This window comes from Croceitalea marina, from assembly GCF_042684265.1.
GTDB lineage: Bacteria > Bacteroidota > Bacteroidia > Flavobacteriales > Flavobacteriaceae > Croceitalea > Croceitalea marina.
In genome coordinates, this window is the sequence record NZ_JBHULB010000008.1 from 208,264 (window position 1) to 221,409 (window position 13,146).

At 37.4% G+C, this 13,146-nt stretch carries 11 protein-coding genes; 6 read left to right on the top strand and 5 right to left on the bottom strand.

Features of this window, described 5'->3' with window-relative positions; all coding sequences use genetic code 11:
• The first annotated feature begins 62 nt into the window (after positions 1 to 62).
• From ACFSQJ_RS07975 to ACFSQJ_RS07985, 3 genes are all read left to right on the top strand, one after another.
• Positions 63 to 2,288, top strand: a complete 2,226-nt coding sequence (locus ACFSQJ_RS07975) for an NADP-dependent isocitrate dehydrogenase (protein ID WP_377766420.1) — start codon at positions 63 to 65, stop codon at positions 2,286 to 2,288.
• 74 nt (positions 2,289 to 2,362) lie between these two features.
• Entirely contained in the window at positions 2,363 to 4,762 is a 2,400-nt protein-coding gene (locus tag ACFSQJ_RS07980; protein ID WP_377766421.1) for a TonB-dependent receptor, read from the top strand.
• Positions 4,763 to 4,764: 2 nt separating this feature from the next.
• Positions 4,765 to 5,664 (top strand): DUF4249 family protein, encoded by a 900-nt coding sequence (locus tag ACFSQJ_RS07985; protein WP_377766422.1) that lies wholly within the window; start codon positions 4,765 to 4,767, stop codon positions 5,662 to 5,664.
• On the opposite strand, the gene ACFSQJ_RS07990 is transcribed toward ACFSQJ_RS07985, so the two are convergent.
• A complete protein-coding gene (locus ACFSQJ_RS07990; protein ID WP_377766423.1) occupies positions 5,665 to 6,996 on the bottom strand; it encodes a GntP family permease in 1,332 nt (443 codons plus the stop codon).
• A 62-nt stretch (positions 6,997 to 7,058) separates the two neighbouring features.
• On the opposite strand from ACFSQJ_RS07990, the gene ACFSQJ_RS07995 reads away from it, so the two are divergent.
• A complete protein-coding gene (locus ACFSQJ_RS07995) occupies positions 7,059 to 7,286 on the top strand; it encodes a DUF6095 family protein (protein ID WP_377766424.1) in 228 nt (75 codons plus the stop codon).
• On the opposite strand, the gene ACFSQJ_RS08000 is transcribed toward ACFSQJ_RS07995, so the two are convergent.
• Positions 7,283 to 7,969, bottom strand: a complete 687-nt coding sequence (locus ACFSQJ_RS08000) for a DUF4294 domain-containing protein (RefSeq protein WP_377766425.1) — start codon at positions 7,967 to 7,969, stop codon at positions 7,283 to 7,285. The two genes, ACFSQJ_RS07995 and ACFSQJ_RS08000, sit on opposite strands and share 4 nt — an antisense overlap.
• Before the next feature lie 102 nt (positions 7,970 to 8,071).
• On the opposite strand from ACFSQJ_RS08000, the gene ACFSQJ_RS08005 reads away from it, so the two are divergent.
• Together ACFSQJ_RS08005 and ACFSQJ_RS08010 are read left to right on the top strand one after the other, a co-directional pair.
• On the top strand, positions 8,072 to 9,163 hold the full coding sequence (locus ACFSQJ_RS08005; protein ID WP_377766426.1) for a M42 family metallopeptidase: 1,092 nt from the start codon (positions 8,072 to 8,074) through the stop codon (positions 9,161 to 9,163).
• Between the two features lie 26 nt (positions 9,164 to 9,189).
• Positions 9,190 to 9,729: an NUDIX hydrolase gene (locus tag ACFSQJ_RS08010; RefSeq protein WP_377766427.1), complete on the top strand. Its 540-nt coding sequence runs from the start codon at positions 9,190 to 9,192 to the stop codon at positions 9,727 to 9,729.
• Here the strand turns inward: ACFSQJ_RS08010 and hisS are convergent.
• The 3 genes from hisS to ACFSQJ_RS08025 form a co-directional block, all read right to left on the bottom strand.
• Positions 9,718 to 11,100, bottom strand: coding sequence for a histidine--tRNA ligase (gene hisS, locus ACFSQJ_RS08015; protein ID WP_377766428.1), 1,383 nt, complete (start codon positions 11,098 to 11,100; stop codon positions 9,718 to 9,720). The genes ACFSQJ_RS08010 and hisS overlap by 12 nt on opposite strands.
• A 91-nt stretch (positions 11,101 to 11,191) precedes the next feature.
• Positions 11,192 to 12,547, bottom strand: coding sequence for a Kelch repeat-containing protein (locus tag ACFSQJ_RS08020; protein ID WP_377766429.1), 1,356 nt, complete (start codon positions 12,545 to 12,547; stop codon positions 11,192 to 11,194).
• Positions 12,548 to 12,614: 67 nt separating this feature from the next.
• A complete protein-coding gene (locus ACFSQJ_RS08025) occupies positions 12,615 to 13,097 on the bottom strand; it encodes a DUF6495 family protein (protein ID WP_377766430.1) in 483 nt (160 codons plus the stop codon).
• Positions 13,098 to 13,146 lie beyond the last annotated feature (49 nt).

Sequence of the window (13,146 nt, forward strand, 5' to 3'; positions counted from 1 at the left end):
ATTCCCTTAGAATAACCTTAGCTAAAATCGTATATTTGCACCGCTAAAATTAATTCTAAGCGATGGCAAAAATACTTTATACCAAGACCGATGAGGCCCCATCATTGGCAACCCAATCTTTTCTACCTATAGTCAAAGCATTTACAAGCACCGCCAATATTTCAATTGAAACGAGAGATATTTCTCTTGCTGGCAGAATAATTGCTTCTTTTCCAGAGTTTTTGAAAGAAGAACAGAGAATTTCCAATGATTTAGCGGACTTAGGGGAAATTGCTAAAACTCCTGAGGCCAACATTATAAAGCTACCAAATATTAGTGCCTCTGTACCTCAATTATCCGAAGCCATAGAAGAACTTCAAAAATTGGGCTATAATATTCCGAACTATCCTTCTTCACCTAAAACGGACGAAGAAAAAGAGATAAGACTTCGTTTTGATAAAATAAAAGGGAGTGCCGTAAACCCTGTATTACGAGAAGGTAATTCTGATAGGCGCGCACCAAAGGCGATAAAGAACTATGCCAAAAAGAACCCACATAAAATGGGGGTTTGGTCCAAAGATTCTAAAACCCATGTTGCTACAATGTCTTCTGGGGATTTTAGGTCTAATGAAAAATCCCTGACCGTAAATGAGGAAAAAGAAGTTGCTATTGTTCTAGAAAATAGTAACGGAAATAAGACGACACTAAAGCCAAGTATCGAGCTCCAAAAAGGAGAAATCATTGACGCTACCGTTTTAAGTAAGAATGCCCTGAAAACATTCTTGAAAAACGAAGTGAAAGATGCCAAAGAAAATGATGTACTACTTTCTTTTCATCTGAAAGCGACCATGATGAAGGTTTCCGACCCGATTATTTTTGGGCATGCTTTAGAAACTTATTTTAGCGAGGTCTTCGAAAAATATGCCGATACCTTTAAAAAACTAGGTGTTAATGCAAACAACGGACTTGAAAGTCTATTTGATAAGCTTGAAAATTTATCCTCAACCGAAAAAACAGAAATTACTGAAGCAATAAAAGAGACCATTCACCATGGGCCAGATTTAGCAATGGTAAATTCCGATAAAGGAATTACAAATCTGCATGTACCAAGTGATATCATTATCGATGCTTCAATGCCGGCGATGATCCGTAATTCGGGGCAAATGTGGGATAAAAATGGTGCATCAAAAGATACTAAAGCTGTAATTCCTGATAGCAGCTACGCCGGCATCTACCAAGTTACTATTGACTTTTGCAAAGAACATGGTGCTTTTGACCCTACAACAATGGGTACGGTACCTAATGTTGGACTAATGGCCCAAAAAGCGGAAGAATATGGTTCACACGATAAAACTTTCGAAATAAAAGAAGCTGGAACCGTAGCGGTAATCGATACTAAAACTGGCGAGAAACTAATTGAACATAAGGTAGAAGAAGGTGATATCTGGAGAATGTGTCAAGTAAAAGATGCACCTATTCAAGATTGGGTAAAACTAGCCGTAACAAGAGCTAAGGCTTCAAAAACACCCGCTGTATTTTGGTTAGACGAAACAAGAGCTCATGACACAGAGTTAATAAAAAAAGTTAATGTTTATTTACCAAATCATGATACTTCTGGGCTTGAGTTGCATATTCTTTCTCCCACTGAGGCAACCTTATTTACTTTAAAAAGAATTAAAGAAGGAAAAGATACCATATCGGTATCTGGAAATGTACTGCGAGATTACCTAACTGATCTATTCCCTATTCTAGAGGTGGGTACTAGTGCCAAAATGCTATCTATCGTGCCTTTAATGAATGGTGGGGGTCTGTTTGAAACTGGCGCCGGAGGTTCTGCACCAAAGCACGTTGAGCAATTTCTTGAAGAAGGCCATCTTAGATGGGACTCATTGGGTGAATTTTTAGCGCTTGGAGTTTCATTGGACCACTATGGTGAGAAAAACGACAATAAAAAAGCACAGGTTTTGGCAGAAGCTCTTGATGAAGCCACTGAAAAATTCTTGGATAATGACAAGTCGCCTTCAAGAAAAGTTAATGAACTGGATACAAGGGGCAGTCATTTTTACTTGGCTATGTACTGGGCAGAGGCATTGGCAAATCAAACCAACGATCAGTATTTAAAGGAAAAGTTCTCTAAAGTAGATACTATTTTTAAGGAAAAGGAGAACGAAATACTAAAAGAGTTAATTGATGCCCAAGGAAAACCTGTTGACATTGGCGGTTATTATTTACCAAATGATGTAAAGGCTGCTAGTGCTATGAGACCTAGCAGTAGCTTCAATGAAATTTTAAAAACAATTGCAGAATAGTTTTGTGATGTTTGGTTTGATATAGAGTTTAAGACTGTATTTTATTCCTTATTTTTAAGGAAATCATCAATCAAATGCCAAAAATTCGCTCGTTACTGCTTTTAGTATCACTGCTATTTTCTCTGTTTTCCTTTTCACAACAACGTTTTACCATTAGTGGCACCATAACAGAAGCTTCTAGTAATGAAACCCTAATAGGGGTTACCGTTGCGATACCTGAACTTCGCACTGGCACAACCACCAATGAATATGGTTTTTACTCTATTTCCCTGCCACAGGGGGATTACAATCTAATGGTAAGCTATCTAGGGTTTAAGGATATCTCTCAAAAGGTCAACCTTAACACGAATCAAAAAATCAATTTTAAATTAGAAGAAGAAGCCGAACAATTAGAGGAGGTAATTGTTTCAGAGGATGCCGAACGTTTGGATATTAGAAAGCCCCAAATGAGCGTAAATGCTTTAAAGGTGCAAACTATCAAAAAAATACCTGTGGTACTGGGTGAGGCCGATGTTATCAAATCACTGCTATTACTTCCTGGAGTAACTAGCGCAGGTGAGGCTTCGTCTGGTTTTAATGTTCGCGGCGGAGCAGCAGATCAAAATCTTATTCTTTTAGATGAAGCCATTATTTTCAATTCGTCACATTTATTTGGGTTCTTTTCTGTCTTTAATCCAGATGCGATCAAAGACATAAAACTGTTCAAAGGTGGTATACCATCGAGATATGGCGGTAGGGTTTCTTCTGTATTAGAAATTTTTCAGAGAGAGGGCAATAGTAAGGAAACCAAAGTAACCGGTGGTATTGGTGCCGTTGCTAGCAGACTGCTCATTGAGGGTCCAATCATTAAAGACCGAACAGCTTTCTTGGCAGGAGGAAGAGCTTCCTATGCACACTTGTTTCTTCCGCTATTCGATGTGAATAACAAGGCCTATTTTTATGATGTCAACACCAAGATCAGTCATAAGATAAATGACAGAAACAGCGTTTATCTATCCGGGTATTTCGGAAGAGATGTATTTAGTATTAACGACAGTTTCGTAAACGTATATGGTAACGCAGTAGGTAATTTTAGGTGGAATCATTTGTTTTCGGAAAAGCTCTTTTCGAACTTATCATTAATCTATTCTGACTATTTCTATGGCTTGGAGTTGGATTTTGTTGGTTTTGAGTGGGATTCAGGAATCCGGAATTTTAATTTAAAGTATGATTTAAAACATTACATAAACGATAAGCTTCAAATCAATTACGGATTAAACAATATCTACTATGTTTTTAATCCAGGTAAAATCATACCCAACAGCCCAGAATCAGGCATTGTAGCTGACCAACTAACCAAAAAGTATGCTAACGAAGCGGCCGCATATGTTGATGTTGAGCAAAAGGTCTCCGATAACCTAAGTATTAATTATGGCTTACGCGTTAGTCATTTTAATAGGCTTGGGCAAGATGAGCTATTTGTTTATCAAAATAACCAACCCGTGCTCTTTGATTCCTTTCAATTGGTTTATAGAGAAGCTACTCCTATTGATACTATTACCCCCGGCAGAAGTACAAACCTGGCGCCATTTACAAATTTAGAACCAAGAATATCGCTGGCCTATACTTTAAACGAGAAAAACTCAATAAAAGCCAGCTATACAAGACTTGCTCAATATTTACATTTATTGTCAAACACAAGCTCCCCTACTCCATTGGATGTTTGGGCCCCTAGCGGACCGTTTATTGAACCTCAGTTACTTGACCAATATGCGCTTGGTTACTTCAAGAATATTAATAATGGTGAATATTCTCTTGAAGTAGAAGGTTTTTATAAGGATATAGACAACCGTATCGATTATATAGATGGTGCCGATTTAATTGCGAATGATGCTATTGAACAGGTTATCCTAAACGGTGAGTCCAGAGCATACGGACTGGAGTTTTTATTACGAAAAAACGAAGGTAGGTTTCAAGGCTGGTTGGCCTATACACTTTCAAAATCGGAACAGCGAACCCCTGGTCGCCCCGCGGTAGTCGATAATGGTAGGTCTAACCTAGAGTCGGGTATAAATTTTGGGGAATGGTACAACACCCCCTATGACAAAACACATGATATCGCTTTGTATGGTAATTTTGAATTGAATGAAAAATGGAGCTTTAATTCTAATTTTATCTTTCAAACAGGTCAGCCTACTAACTTTCCAGTAGGACAATTCGAGTTTGAAGGCTTAATTGTACCGTTTTTTGGTCTTCGCAATCAAACAAGGCTACCTAACTATCATAGATTAGATATTGCCGCGACTTTAAGTCCTAAAAAGAACAGAAACCGCAGTTTTCAATCAGAATGGATATTTAGTGTTTATAACGTATACAATAGAATGAATGCAGCATCAATTAATTTTAGGCAAAATCAAGACACTGGTAGAAACGAGGCTATTAGAACTTCAATATTTGGTGTTGTTCCATCAATCACTTATAATTTCAAATTCTAACCATGAAAAAGATATCATATTTATACTTGCTGGCATTTTTTATTACTTCATGTGAGGATATTGTAGATGTTGATTTGCCTCAAACCGAATCTAGATTGATTGTAAACGCCGTATTTAGAGTCGACATAACCGAAGAATTTGTACCTGTAGAAGTACGCGTTTCCGAAACCTCAAGTTTTTTTGAACAGAACGAGCCTACCGAATTATCCAGTGCAATTATTTTTTATGGTATTCCTCTTGAAGATGACCCTAATCTTTTTGAAGAAGTCTTTAGTTCTTCATTGGCCGAATCACAACCGGGCAGTGGAATTTATATTCCTGATCCAACTTTTGATAGAGACCAACGTATTAGAACTACTTCTCTGGAACCAGGAATGGTTATTCAATTAATTATGGAACATAATGGCAATAGATACTTTGCAAGAACTACCTACACTCCTACAGTACCTATCGACAATTTGGTTCAAGGCAACGAAACCCTGTTTGATGAAGACGATAAAGAAGTCTTGGTTACATTTACTGACACTCCGAATGAGGACAATTACTATATTTTTGATTTTGATTTTAATGAATTTCTAGCTTTAGATGATCAATTTATCGATGGCCAAGAATTTCAATTTTCATATTTCTATGACAAAAACCTAGAACCTGGTGATGAGGTAGAAATTAGTATTCTGGGTGCAGACCAACAATTTTATAATTATATGGATTTGCTACTAGAACAGACCGAAAACACAGGGGGTGTATTCGAAACCCCAGCTGCAACTGTTAGAGGTAATGTTTTCGATATTACGGGTATAGACAACGATTCTATTTTTGACAATGTAGAAAGGCCTGAGAATTTTCCTTTGGGCTACTTCGCCGTCGTTCAAGAGTTTAAAGAATCGCTTGTTATAGAGTAATTATAAAAGTGCGTGTAATAGTAAAACCACTACCAAACCAGTTAATCCTTGAAATAAGGTTGCCATAGTATGCCCTTTTAATGCAGTTTTCACATCCATATTTGAAAACTGCGAAACTACCCAAAAATAGCTGTCATTAATATGTGAAACGGTCATTGCACCGGCTCCAATGGCTAATACTACCAGAGCTTTGTTGGTGATATTGACTAATCCGAAAGTTTCTAAAAGTGGGGCAATTATTGCAGCCGTGGTTATTATAGCAACTGTTGATGACCCTTGAGCAGTTTTTAATAAAGCAGCTATTAGAAAACAAATCAATAAACCTCCATACCCTGATGTTGATTCTAAATTGATTAGTTCATTAACATCTATTGTTCTTAATATAGCTCCAAAAGATCCACCAGCACCAGTTATTAAAATTATTAGTCCTGCTTGCTTTAGGGCACTTGTTATCCACTGATTCTTAATTTTTGAATCTATCGATTTTGCCAAGGGAAATGAAAGAAAAACACCTATAAACAACGCAACAATAGGATTTCCTAAAAAAGAGAATAGTTTAAAAAAAAATTCCTCCCCAAAAGGTTTTGTAGGATAGTCTCCAATAGATTTTAAAGCAATAAGAATTACAGGTATAAGTATAGGTAAAAACGCCTGAAACGGAGAAACAACATACTTGGCTTCTTTCTCCTCTATCGGTTTTTCATCTTTTTTAGTCATTATTGCACTTTCCTTTAAAGACTTCCCAATAAAAATTGCCCATAGATATCCTGCCAATGATACCGGAATTGAAACGACCAAACCCAATAAAAGTACAGTACCCAAATCCGCTTCCAAGATAGCAGCCGCTGCCAAAGGTCCAGGTGTTGGAGGGACAAAAACATGCGCCGCATACAAACCTGTGGCCAAAGCAACTGCAAATACCAGAGCTGAAATGCCCGTCTTCTTACTTAACGCTTTATTCAAGGAAGAAAGAATTATAAAACCGGAATCACAGAAAACCGGAATAGAAATCATAAAACCTGCCAGATTGAGTGCTAACGGAGAACGTTTGAGCCCAATCCATTTTAAAACCGTATTTGCCAAGACTGTGGTACTCCCTGTTTTTTCTAAAAAAACACCAATTATAGTTCCGAAGGCAATTATAAGCCCGATACCGGATAGTGTTTTACCAAACCCTTCGCTTATTGTTTTAGTTATAACGTCAGGAGATAGTCCTAATAGAAATCCTGATAATATGGCAGCTATTGTAAGTGATAAAACTGGGTGCATTTTAAAGCGTACCGTAGCTATGACTATAAATACAATCACTAAAAGAAGTAGTGCTAGATCCATTAGAAAACAACAATTAAGTTCGTTTTTCTAAATATAAAGTATTCTAGCTAAATTTGAATTCTATGAAAACAGATAAAGAATTATTGGTTAAAGGAATCAAATCTTTTGCGTTCACCGCAGTAACAATGTTTTTGGCGCCGATAATCTTATATCAAGCCTTTAAGAATACCGATAAGCCCTTGTTTATTCCTGTACTCATAATTGGTATTATTGTGGCAATTTTAGCCGTATACCTGGGTTTTCGGTCCGTAAACATTATTATGAATGCGGTCTTTGGCAAAAAAGACTAATCCTTGGTTTTGGGGGAGTCGTTTTTCCACTTATTGCTAAGCATAGCAAAATCATAATCAAGAACTGACTTTTGGCGTTCTAGTTTATCGTAGGTAAAAGCACGCTGTAGAATATCCTCGATAAGGTAGTCTTCATGAACCTCTTCGGGTCTAAACTCTTCTTTTAAGCTTATCTTAAAGGCTTTTGCCGTTGTATTATACCAAAAAGCCCGCCATCCACTTCGTAGCTCTTTTACCAAATCAAATGCCGTAGAACCTGTTTGTCTGTGAATTAGTTTGACCAAAATTTGACCTTCGGTACGTGTCAATTTTTTGAGCTCGGCAGAAAACTCTCCTTCAATATACTTTTGCACCTTCTTGGTATATCGCTTTTGCTGACGCTTCTTTTTGATTTTTGTCAGGCTATCGTTCAATTCTACCAATCTTTCAGAAGCTAACTTCGCATAGGGATACACTTTGATGGTTTTTCTTCTTAGAATATAATATCTAAGTTTCTCTTTCTTATCGGCGAACTCAAGTTTACCAAAAATATAAACTTCATCTAAGGGAATTGAGCTCTGTAAAATAGAGTCTCCTTCAAATCGAATGTAATAGTCGGTAATAGTATCCAGCTCTTTTTCTTCTTGGGAAAAGCCGAAGAAAAAAGTAAAAAGCATTAGAAATGAAAATACCTCTCGTACCATAATCATAGGTTTTCAAAAACCTTGTCAAAAGTAATAATAATGGCAATGTTATATTATTAAATAAAAGTGAATATTACTATGTTTGTAGCTCAAAACACACCTATGAGTTCAAAGAAAATTATCACTGATAAGTCTTTAAAATTTTTTGAAAAATACCTTAACAATGCGTCACCGACAGGATACGAGTGGGAAGGACAAAAAATTTGGATGGACTACCTAAAACCCTATGTTGATGAATTTATAACGGACACCTACGGTACTGCCGTAGCGGTAATAAATCCTAAAGCCAAATACAGGGTGGTTATTGAAGGGCATTCAGATGAGATTTCTTGGTATGTAAACTACATTTCTGACAATGGTCTTCTTTATGTGATTAGAAATGGTGGTAGTGACCACCAAATAGCCCCATCGAAATGGGTGAACATACATACTAAAAATGGTATTGTTAAAGGTGTTTTTGGTTGGCCAGCCATACATACCAGAAGAAATGGTAAAGAGGAGCCACCTAAAGTGGACAATATCTGTATAGATATAGGGGCCAAAGACAAAGAAGAGGTGGAAAAGATGGGCGTTCATGTGGGTTGTGTCATCACCTATCCTGATGAATTTCACGTACTGAACAAAGACAAATTTGTCTGTAGGGCACTTGACAACCGTGCTGGTGGTTTTATGATTGCCGAAGTAGCACGTTTACTGCATGAAAACAAGGTGAAATTACCTTATGGACTATACATTACAAACTCCGTTCAAGAAGAAATAGGCTTACGAGGTGCAGAAATGATAACCCAGACCATAAAGCCAAACGTTGCCATCATTACCGATGTTACCCATGATACGAGTACCCCAATGATTGATAAAAAAGTACAAGGAGATACTCAGATTGGCAAAGGGCCAGTAATTTCTTATGCCCCTGCCGTTCAACAAAAATTAAGGGAACGTATATTAGAAACTGCTGAAGCCAAGAAGATACCGTTTCAACGCTCAGCATCTTCAAGGGCAACCGGAACAGATACTGACGCTTTTGCTTACAGTAACGGTGGAGTTGCCTCCGCACTAATCTCCTTACCTCTTCGATATATGCACACAACAGTTGAAACAGTGCACAAAGAGGATGTAGAAAATGTTATCCGGCTGATTTATGAAACATTGTTGACTATAAAAGATGGGGAAACCTTTAGTTATTTTGAAGACTAAATGACTTCATCATTAAGGTATTTGTCATGGATGAATTGATCGATATACTTGATGAGAATGGAAATTCAACCGGAGAAACGGCACTAAAATCCAAGGCACATATAGGGGGATTATTCCATCCAACAATTCATGTTTGGTTTTATACTAAAGATGGAAAAATACTGCTGCAACAACGTGGAAAAAACAAAGAGACCTATCCTTTAAAATGGGATGTATCCGTTGCTGGTCATATTGCCGCTGGCGAAAGTCCAGAAATTGGGGCTTTTAGAGAAGTAGAAGAAGAAATAGGCATTCAGATTCAAACAGATAAGCTTGAAAAAATAGGCATTCGAAAAAAGGAAAAAAAACATGACAATGGCATTTGGGATAGAGAATTCACCCATATTTTTCTATACCTAATAGATGAGAACACTCAGCTCACTAAACAAGATTCAGAAGTCGAGGCTTTAAAATGGGTCTCTCTAAATGAATTTAAGTTTTTAGTAGAAAATGAAGACGGAGGCCTTATATCATCTGCAAAAGAAAGGCATTTGGAAATTATAAGAACTATTACCTCAAAGCTTTAAGCTATCGATTATTGCATCGAGAGTGTCTAAACTGTATGAGCTTTGCTCGCCTGTTTTCATATTTTTAACAATACACTTGCCAGTTTCTAACTCTTTTTGACCAATTAAAATGACAAAAGGAACGTTGCGTTTATCGGCATATTTAAATTGCTTTTGAACTTTGGTATTTGACGGATAAAAGTCAGCCTTCAACCCTCGTTCTCTTAGTTTTCCGATTAACTTCAAGGCGGCTAGACTTTCTTTTTCTCCAAAATTTAAGCACAACACCTGTAAAGATTGGTTTATCTCCGCAGGAAATAAACCCAACTCTTCTAAGACTAGGTAAATTCTATCCAACCCAAAAGAAATACCTACGCCACTTACATCTTTTAAACCAAAAATACCCGTAAGATCATCATAACGACCACCACCACCAATGGAACCCATTTGAACACCCTCTGGAGCTGAAACTTCAAAAATAGCTCCTGTATAATAGTTCAAACCTCTCGCTAAAGTAACGTCTAAAGCTAGATTTGCAGATTTTAGCCCTAATTCAGTAACCGTGTTACTAATCTCCCTTAATTCGTTAACTCCGGCCAGCCCAATCTCAGAATCTGTTAATAAAACTTCCAGTTGGTTCAATTGCTCAGCTGCATTACCTGACATTGAGAATAATGGAGCCGCTTTTTGTATAGCCAATTCAGAAATGCCCTTGCCCAGCATTTCTTCTTTTACCTTGGCTTCCCCAATTTTATCAAGTTTATCCAAAGCCACAGTGAAATCTACCAACAAATGTTGGGCTCCTATGAACTCGGCAATACCGGACAATATTTTACGATTATTAATTTTAATAGTAGTGCCTTTTAGCCCTAAACTATTAAAAACAGCATCATACAGTTGAACTAGTTCTACCTCTTGCAATAGGGAGTTCGCACCAACAACATCGGCATCACACTGGTAAAACTCTCTAAAGCGTCCTTTTTGAGGGCGGTCTGCACGCCAGACAGGTTGTATTTGATATCGTTTAAAAGGAAAATCTATGTCGTTCTGGTGCATCACTACATAACGCGCAAAGGGCACTGTAAGATCGTAACGAAGTGCTTTTTCAGTAATCTTGGGGGCGATGGAAGTTGAGTTTTTAGAACTATAAGTGATATCGTCAACTTTAGAGATAAAGTCCCCAGAGTTAAGAATCTTAAAAATCAGTCTATCCCCTTCATCACCATATTTTCCAAGCAAAGTATCCGAGTTTTCAAAACTTGGCGTTTCTATAGGTTGAAAACCAAAAAGTTCAAACTGGTTTTTTATAATGTCAAAAATATAATTCCTCTTTGCCAGTTCTTGTGGAGAAAAATCTCTTGTGCCTTTTGGGATGCTTGGTTTTTGTGCCATGTAACTAATCTATCCTGCAAATATAGGACTCCCCCCCTTGCCTACCAAAGCTTGAACTACTCGCGGTCAACTTAGTCTGTAAAAGGATAAGTCATTTAATTAAAACCTCTGCAACCGTTTTATCTGAAAATAAAATTTTTGCGGTAGCTGGCTTTATTTTTTTACTCCCTAGATATAGAATGGGTATGTGCAAGGTTGTATAAGGTTTTATAAAGATAGGTCGGTCGCAATAATCATGTTCGGACCTAAAATCTGATGCCCCGATTCCAAAGAAATCGATTTTAACAATAAACTTGCCTACATTGCCCTTGTCAAGAGTTATGGGAATTTTTAGTTTAGTCCGCCCTTTTGCTCTAATCTTTTTTGGTGTTTTTGGTCTACTCGAAATTAGTGCTTTACCTTCAGGTTTTTTAGAACCTAGAGCTTCTAAATTGTGCTGCCTGCCTCCACCTAAATTGGTTGACCCTGATAGAACAAAAATACCGTCACCAGATACTATTGCCTGTGTTCCATGTCTTTTATGGTTTAAATCTGGCCAGCGCGACCACTCCTGAGATCTTGGATCATAGGCCTCGGTTATTTCTAGGGCATCAGTTCGTGTTAAACCATAAACCTCTTGTTCTTTGACCTCTCCGCCGATAACCACCAAGTGATTTCTAAAGTTCACCGTGGGAGCTCCCGCCCTTGGGGTAGGAATATTTTGATTTGATGGTAAGGTTCTCCAAGTATTTCTTTCTAAATCATAAACATCTACCTCAGCAATCGTTGGTATAAATGTACCTCCTTGCCCACCAGAAAGCCTACCTCCTGCGGCGTATAAGTTATTTTCAATTACCACTCCGAAAAAGTGGTCTCTAGATCTTGGTGCATTTTCCAATATTTTCCATTCACCAGTTGCTGGATTATAACTATCCAACCAGGGTACAAAACCTCCATTATGGCCTTTCGTGTTTCCTGCCAGAACATAGAAATTATCTTTAAAAACTACCGGTCCTGCGGCGCCTCTTCTCCTTTCCCCAGGAATTTCAGGCCCTTTCGTCCATTTTAAAGTTGTAGGGTCAAAGGCCCATATATATTGTTCAGGTATTTCATTTGGGTAATCATTTGTATTAAAAGCTCCTATTACCCATATCAGTCCGCCATAAACGGTAGCTTGAAAATGATTGAAGCTTTTTGGGGCATTGTTTTCTAAAGCCGTCCATTCATTTGATTTGTAGTCATATACATCAATGGTCCTTGCATTTTCTCGCCCTCCCATGAGATAAAATTTATCTCCGGCTTGCACCAAAGAATTCTCATGCCGAGCAGTATATGCTTCGCTTTCATCCAGATTATGCCATGATAGGTTTAGAGAATCTTGAATCTGAAAATTGCTAAAACTAGCCAAAAGATTTTGAGTGCATATAAATGCAATTAAAAGAACTTTGAGTTTGCGAGGTGAATACATCTTGGCATCAATATTTAACCAAGCAATGTATTTTTTGAAATGATGCTAGAGCAAAACAAAAGGTTTTTTATGTAGGACTCACATCTATAATGTTCTCAAACCACTGGTATAGCTCACCTTTTGTGATTACGGCACCTTGCTGTATTAAATTAAATTTATCTAAGTTTTTATCTTCAGAATATGCTTTTGATGCGGTTAAGTACTCTACGAAATCTGACTGAAAGTTTCTTTTAAACCAGTCAAAACCGATTTTCGTACGTAAATCGATTTCTGGATTGAGCACTTTTACCGAAATGAGTTTCATTTCTTTTTCGGTAAGGGCAAAGAGATGCATTTGTAATTCTGAAATATTCTCTAAATATTTTACTTTGGTAAGCACACCTTCCCATACCAAGTCACTGAATACGTCCAACTCTTCTTCTGCAACCTCGGGCTTGTTTGCTTTTATTTCGGCCCACTCATCAGCAGTAATGGATTGCGTGGCCAAAAAATTAATAAATTCAGGATGTAGTTCTTCTAACTGTTCTTTAGATAATCTTCTGTATTTCATTTTGCAAAAATAAAAAGGTCATGCTTTCACATGACCTTTTAAAAATCTT

Bases quoted from the DNA above. Each gene is read 5' to 3' on its own strand.
- ACFSQJ_RS07975 (WP_377766420.1), top strand. From the start codon at position 63: ATGGCAAAAATACTTTATACCAAGACCGATGAGGCCCCATCATTGGCA.
- ACFSQJ_RS07980 (WP_377766421.1), top strand. From the start codon at position 2,363: ATGCCAAAAATTCGCTCGTTACTGCTTTTAGTATCACTGCTATTTTCT.
- ACFSQJ_RS07985 (WP_377766422.1), top strand. From the start codon at position 4,765: ATGAAAAAGATATCATATTTATACTTGCTGGCATTTTTTATTACTTCA.
- ACFSQJ_RS07990 (WP_377766423.1), bottom strand. From the start codon at position 6,996: ATGGATCTAGCACTACTTCTTTTAGTGATTGTATTTATAGTCATAGCT.
- ACFSQJ_RS07995 (WP_377766424.1), top strand. From the start codon at position 7,059: ATGAAAACAGATAAAGAATTATTGGTTAAAGGAATCAAATCTTTTGCG.
- ACFSQJ_RS08000 (WP_377766425.1), bottom strand. From the start codon at position 7,969: ATGGTACGAGAGGTATTTTCATTTCTAATGCTTTTTACTTTTTTCTTC.
- ACFSQJ_RS08005 (WP_377766426.1), top strand. From the start codon at position 8,072: ATGAGTTCAAAGAAAATTATCACTGATAAGTCTTTAAAATTTTTTGAA.
- ACFSQJ_RS08010 (WP_377766427.1), top strand. From the start codon at position 9,190: ATGGATGAATTGATCGATATACTTGATGAGAATGGAAATTCAACCGGA.
- hisS (WP_377766428.1), bottom strand. From the start codon at position 11,100: ATGGCACAAAAACCAAGCATCCCAAAAGGCACAAGAGATTTTTCTCCA.
- ACFSQJ_RS08020 (WP_377766429.1), bottom strand. From the start codon at position 12,547: ATGTATTCACCTCGCAAACTCAAAGTTCTTTTAATTGCATTTATATGC.
- ACFSQJ_RS08025 (WP_377766430.1), bottom strand. From the start codon at position 13,097: ATGAAATACAGAAGATTATCTAAAGAACAGTTAGAAGAACTACATCCT.